The sequence below is a fragment of the Paenibacillus rhizosphaerae genome, assembly GCF_014192015.1.
GTDB lineage: Bacteria > Bacillota > Bacilli > Paenibacillales > Paenibacillaceae > Paenibacillus_AQ > Paenibacillus_AQ rhizosphaerae.
Genome location: NZ_JACHXJ010000013.1, coordinates 43,296 through 54,681, shown reverse-complemented (window position 1 = coordinate 54,681; position 11,386 = coordinate 43,296). Strand labels below are relative to the sequence as shown.

Here is an 11,386-nt window from a genome sequence, read left to right as displayed (position 1 = left end):
TTTTGAATCTGACGAGATTGATTTAATCTCCATTCGCTCCGGTCATAAGACCTTCGCGTTTATACTCACTCGTTGTTCAGTTTTCAAAGATCAAAACTTCTCTTTCAGCGTCGCCGCTTTATCTCAGCAGCAACTCTTATAATATATCATGTTACCCAGCAATTCGTCAAGCACTATTTTTAATTTCTTTTTTCTTTCGCTTCCTGCCGGTCTGGCAGGCTTGTACCTTTTCGAAAGGGGCGAGAATTAATGTACCACAGAATGCAACCACTCGTCAACTACCCCATTAATGTTAATTTTAAACCATACAGCAGCGCTACGCCAGGCAGTCCCAACACCGTTACTGTTCCTATCGTTGCTGGATTAAGGGGGATGTATACTTCGGACATCAGGCCTGAGAAATTTACCAGGTAAAGTCCCAGTGCAGCCAACACCAAATGCGCGCCGAACATCGTCAACCAGCCGAACCCCAGCTTTTTCTTGAAGACGATGAACAGAAGCAGAAACAGCGAGACGCCAAGCACACCCCAAATCAACATTTTAACGGTCATGGATGAATCTCCTCCCAATGGAATCGTTATAAATAAAATGATGACCTTCGCAATTTAATGGGACATCGTCCGGGTGCCCATCCCTCTGGCTGCCGCTGATGCTTCCCTTGTTATCATTTGCACTCGGTTGAGGCCGATGTCTTTTGCTTGCTTCAGATGCATTTGATACTTGCGCTCCGCTGCTTCCAACATATAAATGGCATAATCGATCTGATCTTGTCCGAGCGCCTCCTCAAACCGCAGCCTGGCCCGTTCCCATTCCGCATGAGCATTTTGGACATCGTTATAAACGATCCACTTCTCTTCCTGTTCCTCTTGGTACTGCCGGGCAGACATTCCTGATTTATTCTTTTTGAACCAAGTCATGTCCCAGACTCCTCCCTTGTCCACGAAAGATATGGGCGGCTAAAGCACAAAGCACCTCATACCGTCTCCATTCTCATACTTATTCAGGAAAGGGACAAACTTAGAACAAAAAAGAAGCCTCCGAGGAGGCTCCTTCTATTAGTGCACGATTCATTATGGAAATAATCATTTAACAAAAACGCTAAACACCAAGCTTAACATCAATTCAATTGACGGCGTCCTTCCAAAGCCTTCGACAAGGTTACCTCATCCGCGTACTCCAGGTCGCCGCCTACCGGCAGACCATGCGCAATACGCGTCACGACGATTTCAAAAGGGCGTACCAGCCGCGAAATGTACATCGCTGTCGCTTCCCCTTCGATATTCGGATTCGTCGCTAAAATAAGCTCCTTAACCCGTTCATCACTAAGCCGTGTAAGCAGTTCCTTCAGCCGAATGTCATCGGGACCGATTCCCTCCATCGGAGAGATGGCCCCCTGAAGAACGTGGTAATAACCGTTAAATTCCTTGGTCCGCTCCATGGCGACAAGATCTTTGGGGTCCTGCACTACGCAAATGACAGACGGATCGCGCGTTTTATCCTGGCAAATTCGGCACGGATCGGTGTCTGTAATATTGCAGCATACGGAACAGTAGGTGAGATTCCGCTTGACGCTGACTAGGGCCTTGGCAAAGTCAATGACATCGTCTTCTTTCATGTTCAGCACATGAAAAGCAAGCCGGGCCGCGGTTTTCGGCCCGATGCCCGGCAGTCGCGTAAACGCATCGATCAGCTTCGAGATCGGTTCGGGATAATACAAAGCGCAGGATCTCCTTCAGCTTTAAATTTAGAACAAGCCGGGAATTTTCATTCCGCCTGTAAATTTGCCCATGTCGGCATTCGCAATTTCGTCCGCTTTACTCAGCGCATCGTTCACTGCAGTCATCACCAGATCCTGCAGCATTTCCACATCGTCCGGATCAACGGCTTCCGGCTTAATCGTAATGGAGAGCAGTTTTTTGTGGCCGTTCATTTCAACGGTAACCACGCCGCCGCCGGAAGTACCTTCGACCTTTTTGTCAGCAAGCTCTTCCTGTGCCTTGAGCATTTGCTCCTGCATTTTTTTCACTTGCTTCATCATTTGATTCATATTATTCATGGGTCATCTCTCCTTTAATTAATTGAGCGCACTTCAAGGTGCGGTTAATCTTTTATGATAACGAGGTCTTCTCCAAATATCTGGAGCGCCTCATCAATCCATGGTTTTGAATTTGGATCTTTCGACTCATGCTCGTGCTCAAGCTTCAGCTCTTCCTTGGGCTGCGCAGCCCCTTCCATCGAGGCACTCCAATCCCGCTGCATCATGGTGACTAAATGATACGGTTTGCCGAGCACCGAGTGCATCACGCCTTCGATCACCTGCTTATTAGCCGGCTTCTCGGTCGTTTCCCGGTGGATATTGTTTTTAAAGGCGACCAATACGGCGTCATCGAGCACGGAGACCGGCTCCCCGTCCATAAACCAGGCATGGACCGTCACCTTCTCCTCCTTGACTCCTTGCAGGATGTGAGCCCACTGGCGCTGAATCTCCATGAATTCAGGACTTCCCTTACTTGCTACAAACTGATCCATATTCGCTGGAATCTTCGCGGCCGACGACATACGCGGGGCCGGCGGAGCTGCAGGCCTGGACGGTCCGCTAGCGCCGGCGGCCGGAGCCGCACCAGACTTGATGAAGCGCTCGAGCTTCTTCTCCAGAGAGGCGACCTGCTGCTTGAGCTGATTGATCACAGCCGAATCGGCCGCCGCCTCTTGAGGGCGATCACTGTCCCCCGCTTCACGGGGGATGCCGCACAGCTTGAGCAGCGCAACCTCAAACAACGTCTGCGGCTGGGAAGCATATTTCATTTCGCTCTGATAATGATTGAGCGTATCGATCATTTGGAACAGCTGCTTGCGGGAAAAGGCAGCGGCCATCTCCTTGTATTCTTCGGGGTGAAGGACACGGTCCGTGAGCTTGTCTGCCTGCGGAATCATCTGGATCATCAAAAGATCGCGGAAATAATACAGCAGGTTCTCCATGCATTTATCGGCGCTCTTGCCTTCCTGCATAAAGCCTTCCACCAGCATGAGCACCTGGCCCACGTCGCCATCCAGAATGGCCTGCGCAAGTTTGCCGAATTGCTCCGAAGCAATCCCGCCCGTCATACTCAGCACCTGTTCATAAGATACATGACCGCCGGTAAACGACGCAATCTGATCCAAGATGCTCAGCGCATCCCGCATCCCGCCGTCGGATAGCCTTGCTATATATTGAAGCGCTTCATTCTCCGCCTCAATGCCTTCTTCCTGTGAGATCTGTCTTAACCGATCCGTCTGCTCCTCCAGGGATACCCGGCGGAAATCAAACCGCTGACAGCGCGATATAATCGTCGCCGGCAGCTTGTGCGGTTCGGTCGTCGCCAAAATAAACATGACGTGCGGAGGGGGCTCCTCCAGCGTCTTAAGAAGCGCATTAAACGCCTCTGTCGTCAGCATATGCACTTCGTCAATAATATAAACCTTATGCCTTACTTCGGTCGGTGCGTACTTCACCTTCTCGCGAAGATCGCGGATTTCTTCCACGCCGCGGTTGGAGGCGGCGTCGATTTCCTGCACGTCCATCACCGCACCCGAAGTAATTCTGCGGCAGGATTCGCATTCATTGCACGGCTCCGCAGCGGGTCCACGCTCGCAGTTCACCGCTTTGGCCAAAATTTTGGCAGCGCTGGTTTTACCGGTTCCGCGCGGGCCGCTGAACAGGTAGGCATGGGAAACCCGCTGTTCACGGATCGCGTTCTGCAGCGTCTGAATGATATGCTGTTGTCCCACCATGTCCTGGAACGACTGAGGCCGCCAGGCACGGTACAACGCTATATGTTCCACTTCGCTTACCCTCTTTCAACTTCCACTAAGCGTGGGTTCGTTGCCTCATCATTATACTATAATCCGGCGCCATGCAAAACGTCCAACACGCATGTTGCTGCAGGGTTTTACCTGTCCGCCGCCTGCGTCCGTTACCGAAAGGCCGCCATGAGAACTTCCGGAATAAATAAAAAGCATCTTTACCACCTGATGGCAAAGATGCTGAAATAATTGTCAAGTTTAAGCCGTGCACCTGTTATTGATGATTGCGATCCGAGCGGCACCCCTGCGTAACAACTCGGGCTAGGCTATCCTCCGGCACAAGAGTGGGCTTGCTTATGGCTGCTTCCTTCCGGACCTGACCAGGTTCACAAGTACTCATTGCGGAGGACCCAGCCGTCAACATTGCACGTAGGGACCAAACCTCACATCGACAATACCTCTAACAGGAATTCAACCTCGCTACAGCGGATTGCGAGTTACAGGGCACCGCTACCTCCCCATCTAGCACGGTGAAAATAAGTATATCGCATGCCTGTACAAAAAGCAACCACCCGGCAGAAAGTGGATAAACGCTAAAAAATAAATCTATTATTCTCGTTCCTTATTCATCTAGCAAACGTTTATTGATATAGTGGTCCTATACCACAACCAATCTTACACATACGATTTAAAATGGAAAGGAACATCGCGCATGAATAAAGCAACCAAAACCGCATTGTGCCTGCTCATTGCAGCCACTGCCTGGAGCGGCATCGGCCAGAAGCCGGCAAGCGCCGCTGCACCCGTCAGTATCGTGCTGGACGGATATCCGCTGCCTTTCCCGGCCGCACCGAAAGTCGTTCAAGGAACGACACTCGTGCCCTTCCGGGCCATTTCCGAAGCGCTGGGCATCAATGTGCAGTGGAATGCCTCGGCCAAGCAGATCACAGCAGTAAAGACGGACAAGGATTCCACGAAAAAGGTCGTTCTGACCGTCGGAAGCCGCAGCGCGACCGTGGACGGGACCAAAACGGCGCTGACCGTAGCTCCCCAAATGTCCGGGGGAAGCGTCCTGATTCCGCTAAGCTTCTTCAGCCAGCAGTTCGGCGCCGGCGTCAATTGGGATCAGACGACGCATACCGTTACTATCGTGTCCCCCCAAGAAAAGATGTATACGCTGGCCTTTTACGCCCTCTCGTCATTTTCTGAGTCAAGCCTGCTTCCAAGCTTCGATGCAGCCGCCTTTGGCTGGAGCCGTATCGACGACCAGGGCCGGTTCACAACGACAGGACAGGATTTCAAATGGCCGCAAGCGGCTGGCGATGTGACGCCGGAGAGCCTTGTCAGCTCCGCTGCTGCAGCCGGCACAACCCCTTACTTGATGGTGTTCTCCGGCGATACCAAGCTGGAACTGACAAAGGCGACCCAGGATCCTGAGCTTCAGGCAAGCCTGATTCAGCAGATGGTAGATACGGCCAAAACCAATGGATTCCAAGGCATCCTGCTGGACCTGGAAGGCCTTGGGCTTACGGGGGACGCAGCGGCTGTACAGGCATCATATAATGCTTTCGTCCAAAAAGCAGCGGCCGCTACTCACGCCCAGGGCTTGAAGCTGTCGATCGCCCTGCCGCCTCTGAACGGTTCTTTTCATGGATATGATTACAAAAAGCTGGGTACGCTGGCCGATGAGCTCATCGTTATGGCTTATGCCTATACCGATGAGAAGAATCCGCAGCCTAACGACAAAGTGGATGCGGCCATCCAGCTTGCGCTCAAACAGGTACCTGCCGGCAAGCTGGTTCTCGGCGTTAACTTGGCGAGTGAAAACGAGAACACCGTGAACACCAAAATTGGCCTCGCCAAGCGGCATAACCTGAAAGGTATCGCCTTGTGGCGCCTCGGCTTTAACAAAACCAACGTATGGGCAAAAATCGGCCAATCGGTCGACTTGAACGATTAAGACGCGGAATACATGCATAGTGCGTAAAAGGAAGGTTTTTTACGGAATACAGGATCGAGTTTATGTCATTATACTGATCTCATTAAAGAAAAAATCCCCGGTTCATCGAACCGGGGATTGTCATTTGTTAAAAATATAACGGATCTATGCTGCCAGGCAGCGATTACATTCCGTATTTCTTCTTAAATCTATCAACACGGCCGCCAGCATCCAGGAATTTCTGTTTACCAGTGAAGAACGGATGGCAGTTGGAGCAGATTTCGACGCGAAGCTCTTCTTTGACCGAACCCGTTTCGAACGTGTTGCCGCATGCGCAAGTTACCGTAGTAACGTGGTATTTTGGTTGAATTTCTGTTTTCATGACTTTCACCTCTTTTTGCCCTGAGCCTCAGGCGGACCCAGAGTTATGTTGACACATAAATTCATTATAGCAGGGACACGCCTATAAATCAATGATTTCTTCGGGTTATAGGCACAGCCGGATTAAGACAGAATCGGCTTTTTCGGGCGGATCATGCCTGCAGGTGGAACATGGGTATACGAACCGATGACCACATCCGGAAGCTCCGCTTGAAAAATTTCAATCGCCTGCTTCATCCCCAAAATTTCGCCTTTGGCCGGAGGGATTAATTCCAAATAGCTCTCTGGATCAATGTTCAGGTTACGCAGCTGAATCAGCTTCAGATTGGTCCGGCGCGCAAACTCCACCATCGCTTCGATTTCCTCTTCGCGGTCGGTGACGCCAGGGAAAATCAAATAATTGATGGACGTATACACGCCCTGGTCCGACGCATATTTCAGCGATTTCTCCACATTGGCGAGCGTATATCCACGCGGCTTATAGTAGGCGTTATAATGATCGTCCAGCGCGCTGATCGTGCTCACCCGCATCAGGTCCAGACCCGCATCGACGATGCCGCGGATGAAATCCGTCAGGCCGGCATTCGTGTTGATATTAATATATCCCATATCCGTAATCGAACGCACCTCGCGCATCGCTTCAATGATGATTTTGGCCTGCGTGGAGGGTTCGCCCTCGCAGCCTTGTCCGAAGCTGATGATCGACTCCGGCGTTTTTAAATGCTCCAGCATAATTTGAACGAGCTCGTCCACTCTCGGTTTGAAATTCATCCGGGTCTGAGGCGCCACAAATCCGCTGTCATCCGGCTGTTCCGAAATACATCCGAAGCATCCGGCGTTACAGGAGTAAGATACAGGTACGGCTCCTTCCCAACGATTCAGAAAAGTATTGGAGGCCGTCAGACATTCATAACCGAGCGCACAATTGGACAAATGCTGGTACAGCCGGTTCTCCGGATACTTCTCCGTCAGGCGCTTCACGCCAAGCTCCAATTCCTCTATATCACAGTTCAGCGGATTCCACTTCTCCGGGTCATCCGACAGCCGGCCCGTCGTGTAAAATTGTCCATCCTTCCACACGACCGCCGAGTAACCAAAGAGCGGCAGCTTGTATTCCTTGTCCGTCTTCACATAGCCGGGCAGGCATAACCGGGTGTACCCCTGCGGAAGCAATGCCCCCACGGCCTGAGCGTCTCCCGGGAGCGCCGTCATCTCACCCGTTTCCGGGTCCATACCGATGGCACGGGTGTTGGGGAGACCGACCAGCGTCGCGCCTTCCGGCAGCGGAATCAGCTCATCTTCCATAATTTCGACGATCATATCCGCGCTGCGGCCAAGGCCGTACAGCGTTGGATGATCAAATACGTTGCCTTTTTCATCGGCATATACCAGATACATGATGTTCTCCTCTTTATGCTCTAAATTTAAGTCAGCGGCACGGAAGCCGTCGACGGGCGTGAGGTGCGCCGGTTGCTGCTGTGGCTGTTCGAGGACGAGGAGGAACTGCGGCTGTGGCCGTTTCCTGCTCCATGCACGTCAAAGGAAGCCAAAAATTCGGCATTGGTTTTGCAGTCACGCAATTTCTTCAAGAATCCCTCCACAAAGTCGGCGGATTCGTTCATATTTTTACGGATCGCCCAAATGGTATCGAGCTCATCCTTCGTTAACAGCACCTCTTCACGACGCGTACCCGAACGGCGGATATCGATGGCCGGGAAAATACGGCGCTCGGCCAGCTTGCGGTCCAGATGCAGCTCCATATTGCCTGTTCCCTTAAACTCTTCATAAATAATATCGTCCATCCGCGAACCGGTATCGATCAGCGCCGTGGCCAAAATGGTCAGACTGCCGCCTTCCTCCACGTTCCGGGCAGAACCAAAGAACCGCTTCGGACGATGGAATGCCGCCGGATCGATACCGCCGCTCAGCGTACGTCCGGATGGCGGAATGACCAGGTTGTAAGCACGGGCCAGACGGGTGATGCTGTCCATCAGAATGACAACGTCCTTCTTATGCTCAACCAGACGCAGCGCGCGTTCAAGCACCAGTTCCGCAACCTTGATGTGGTTCTCCGGCAGCTCATCAAACGTTGACGCAACCACCTCTCCTTTTACGGAACGCTGCATATCCGTCACTTCCTCAGGACGTTCGTCAATCAGCAGTACAAAAAGTTCAATCTCGGGATTGTTGGTGGAAATGCTGTTGGCAATTTCTTTTAAGAGGAGCGTTTTACCTGCTTTAGGAGGTGCAACGATCAAACCACGCTGTCCCAGACCGACCGGGGCGAGCAAATCCATAATTCGAGTAGACAAATGGTTAGGGGATGTTTCAAGCACAAGTTTCTTTTGCGGATAGAGAGGAGTCAGTGCCGGAAAGTGTAACCGTTCGGATGCCGTCTCTGGGCTCTCCCCGTTGACTGCATTGACTTGCAGCAAACCGAAATACCGCTCGTTCTCCTTCGGTGCGCGGCACTTCCCTGATACCAAGTCTCCCGTACGAAGGTCGAATTTACGAATCTGGGAGGCGGAGATATAAATGTCCTCCGTGCTTGGCAGGTAATTGATCGGCCTTAGGAAGCCGTAACCTTCCGGAAGAATCTCGAGCACACCTTCCATAAACATAAGTCCGCTCTGTTCGGCCTGCGCTCTCAAAATAGCAAAAATCAGTTCTTTCTTCTTCAACTGACCGTAATAAGGGATCTGGTATTTCTTCGCCAGTTTGTACAATTCGGTCAGCTTCATTTCTTCCAAATCGGCAATTTGTAAATCCATGTAATAACCACCTATTCAATTTTATAAGTCCTGACAAGAGCTTAGCATCAAATGGATGAAGACGCCAATCTATGAGTCTATGAAAATCCTCATTAGGATAGGATTACCCAAATTAGAAGGAGATATGCAGGTCATGATGAAAAAATCGGCTTCATTCAATCTATTTCCCGCATTCTCCTAATATTACAGCACCCTGATTATTGTTCGCGCCAAACATCGGCGCCAAGCATCCGCAGATTGCTGACGAGGTGGTCGTAACCCCTGTCGATGTACTCCACGCCGGTCACTTCCGTCACGCCTTCCTCTACCGTAAGGCCGGCGATCACCAGTGCAGCCCCCGCTCTGAGGTCGGAAGCCTTGACTTTGGCCGCATTTAGGCGGCTCTTCTCGATGACGGCCGAACGGCCCTCGACGCGAATTTTGGCGCCCATGCGGACCAGCTCCGGCACATGCTTAAACCGGTTGCTGTAGACAAAATCGCTGAGCACGCTTACGCCATCGGCCTGGGTTAGCAGACTGGTCATTGGCGATTGTAAATCCGTAGCAAATCCTGGGTATATCAGTGCTTTCACATCGACATGCCCATATGATGGACTCCCCATCACACGAATGCTCTCGTCCAGCTCCTCGATTTGGACCCCCATCTCGAGGAGCTTGGCTGTGACAGCTTCCAAATGCTTAGGAATAATATTGTCGATCAATACGTCACCGCGCGTTGCCGCGGCGGCAATCATATACGTTCCCGCCTGGATCCGGTCCGGGATGATGGAATGGCGGCAGCCGTGCAGCTCGGATACGCCTTCGATACGAATCGTTTCCGTGCCGGCGCCTTTAATAATGGCTCCCATGGAGTTCAGAAGCGTGGCCACATCTATAATTTCAGGCTCTTTCGCCGCATTTTCGATAATTGTGGAGCCTTTGGCTCTGGCAGCCGCCAGCATAATGTTAATCGTCGCGCCTACGCTGGATACGTCGAGGTAAATTTTTGCCCCGCGCAGCTCCTTCGCATGGAGATGAATCGCGCCATGCTCGTTCGTCACGGTCGCGCCCAGCGCTTCAAAACCTTTAATATGCTGATCGATCGGACGGGGCTCGAAATTGCATCCTCCCGGCAGGCCGACGACAGCTTCCTTAAACCGGCCAAGCAGCGCACCCATCATATAATAGGAGGCTCTCAGCTTCTTCACTGGCCCGTTGGGCATCGGAATGGATACGATCCGCGAAGGATCGATATTCATCTGGCTCCCATCCCAGGACACCTTCGCCCCAAGTTCTTCCAGTATTTCTGCATATACCGCCACATCACTAAGCAGCGGCAGGTTGTCCAGTATTACTTCGGACTCCGCCAAAATAGCCGCGGGAATCAGCGCGATGGCGCTGTTCTTCGCCCCACTGATTGAAACGGTGCCTTGCAGTGGGCGTCCACCGCTGATCATCAATTTTTCCATAAGCTAAGGTTCCCCCCACATACTTCGCAGCCGCAAAATAGTTCTGTGTCCATTTTGGTGTATGAAATGGAAAAACACCGGCTAAGCGGTGTGCTTTCCATTCCTTGCTATTCAATTGGGTGCCCCGGAGCGGGGCAGCCCTCTATATCATGAACCACACTGTAGGGCTGGGCCCTACTTCAAACCTTGTGTAACATTAAGCCTGGTTGTTGGATCCAAACTCGCGGATTTTGCCGACAACGGTTGCCTTGATGGCATCGCGGCCTGGAACGATGTATTTACGCGGATCGTATACGTCCGGTTTTGCAGCAAGAACTTCACGCACCGCTTTGGTGAACGAAATTTGGTTCTCGGTGTTGACGTTGATTTTGGATGTACCCAAAGAGATGGCTTTCTTGATATCATGCGTCGGGATGCCTGTACCGCCATGAAGAACGAGCGGAAGGTTCACCGCGTCACGAATCTCTTCCATTTCTTTGAAGCCGAGGTTTGGTTCGCCTTTGTAAGGTCCATGAACAGAGCCAAGCGCCGGAGCCAGTGTGTCGATTCCGGTTTCTTTGACGATACGCACGCAGTCATCCAGTTTGGCATACATAACAGATCCGACTACGTCATCTTCCTGACCGCCGACCATTCCGACTTCGGCTTCTACGGAAACGCCTTTGGAATGTGCGTATTCAACCACTTTGCGCGTCGTTTCGATGTTGGTGTCGATCGGGCTGTGAGAGTCGTCGATCATGACGGATGTAAATCCAGCATCGATCGCTTCCTTACATTTGTCGAAGCTAGAACCGTGGTCCAGGTGAATGGCTACGGGAACCGTAATCTTCATATCTTGAAGCAGGCCCTCCACCATTTTTACAACGGTATAGAATCCGCCCATATGACGAGCCGCGCCTTCGGATACGCCCAGAATTACCGGGGATTTCTCTTCTTCGGCGGCAGCAAGAATCGCTTGCGTCCACTCAAGGTTGTTGATGTTGAATTGACCAACCGCATACTTCCCTTGAAGTGCTTTGTTTAACATGTCTGTCATGGATACTAATGGCATGGTTCCAATCCTC

11 protein-coding genes and 1 other RNA gene are annotated in these 11,386 nt (G+C 51.7%); 1 reads left to right on the top strand and 11 read right to left on the bottom strand.

The window, feature by feature from the left end; translation table 11 throughout:
- Positions 1-278 precede the first annotated feature (278 nt).
- The 6 genes from FHS19_RS34105 to ffs form a co-directional block, all read right to left on the bottom strand.
- A complete protein-coding gene (locus tag FHS19_RS34105; protein WP_076176970.1) occupies positions 279-551 on the bottom strand; it encodes a pro-sigmaK processing inhibitor BofA family protein in 273 nt (90 codons plus the stop codon).
- Between the two features lie 54 nt (positions 552-605).
- Positions 606-917: a hypothetical protein gene (locus tag FHS19_RS34100; protein ID WP_246426964.1), complete on the bottom strand. Its 312-nt coding sequence runs from the start codon at positions 915-917 to the stop codon at positions 606-608.
- A 200-nt stretch (positions 918-1,117) separates the two neighbouring features.
- Positions 1,118-1,717 carry a recombination mediator RecR gene (gene recR / locus FHS19_RS34095; RefSeq protein ID WP_076176968.1) on the bottom strand — a complete coding sequence of 200 codons (600 nt, stop codon included), beginning with the start codon at positions 1,715-1,717 and terminating at the stop codon, positions 1,118-1,120.
- 27 nt (positions 1,718-1,744) lie between these two features.
- Entirely contained in the window at positions 1,745-2,056 is a 312-nt protein-coding gene (locus FHS19_RS34090) for a YbaB/EbfC family nucleoid-associated protein (RefSeq protein WP_076176967.1), read from the bottom strand.
- Between the two features lie 44 nt (positions 2,057-2,100).
- A complete protein-coding gene (gene dnaX / locus FHS19_RS34085; RefSeq protein ID WP_183587845.1) occupies positions 2,101-3,822 on the bottom strand; it encodes a DNA polymerase III subunit gamma/tau in 1,722 nt (573 codons plus the stop codon).
- Between the two features lie 224 nt (positions 3,823-4,046).
- Positions 4,047-4,314: signal recognition particle sRNA large type (ffs, locus tag FHS19_RS34080), an RNA gene on the bottom strand.
- A 181-nt stretch (positions 4,315-4,495) separates the two neighbouring features.
- On the opposite strand from ffs, the gene FHS19_RS34075 reads away from it, so the two are divergent.
- Positions 4,496-5,743, top strand: coding sequence for a stalk domain-containing protein (locus FHS19_RS34075; RefSeq protein ID WP_183587843.1), 1,248 nt, complete (start codon positions 4,496-4,498; stop codon positions 5,741-5,743).
- A 163-nt stretch (positions 5,744-5,906) separates the two neighbouring features.
- On the opposite strand, the gene rpmE is transcribed toward FHS19_RS34075, so the two are convergent.
- From rpmE to fba, 5 genes are all read right to left on the bottom strand, one after another.
- On the bottom strand, positions 5,907-6,104 hold the full coding sequence (gene rpmE / locus FHS19_RS34070; protein WP_076176964.1) for a 50S ribosomal protein L31: 198 nt from the start codon (positions 6,102-6,104) through the stop codon (positions 5,907-5,909).
- A gap of 122 nt (positions 6,105-6,226) precedes the next feature.
- Entirely contained in the window at positions 6,227-7,501 is a 1,275-nt protein-coding gene (locus FHS19_RS34065) for a radical SAM family protein (RefSeq protein ID WP_183587841.1), read from the bottom strand.
- 26 nt (positions 7,502-7,527) lie between these two features.
- Positions 7,528-8,874, bottom strand: a complete 1,347-nt coding sequence (gene rho, locus FHS19_RS34060; protein WP_076176962.1) for a transcription termination factor Rho — start codon at positions 8,872-8,874, stop codon at positions 7,528-7,530.
- A 197-nt stretch (positions 8,875-9,071) separates the two neighbouring features.
- The gene (murA, locus tag FHS19_RS34055) at positions 9,072-10,322 is read right to left on the bottom strand and encodes a UDP-N-acetylglucosamine 1-carboxyvinyltransferase (RefSeq protein WP_183587839.1); all 1,251 of its coding nucleotides are present in this window, start codon (positions 10,320-10,322) and stop codon (positions 9,072-9,074) included.
- Between the two features lie 196 nt (positions 10,323-10,518).
- Positions 10,519-11,373 (bottom strand): class II fructose-1,6-bisphosphate aldolase, encoded by an 855-nt coding sequence (fba, locus tag FHS19_RS34050; RefSeq protein ID WP_183587833.1) that lies wholly within the window; start codon positions 11,371-11,373, stop codon positions 10,519-10,521.
- Between the last annotated feature and the right edge of the window lie 13 nt (positions 11,374-11,386).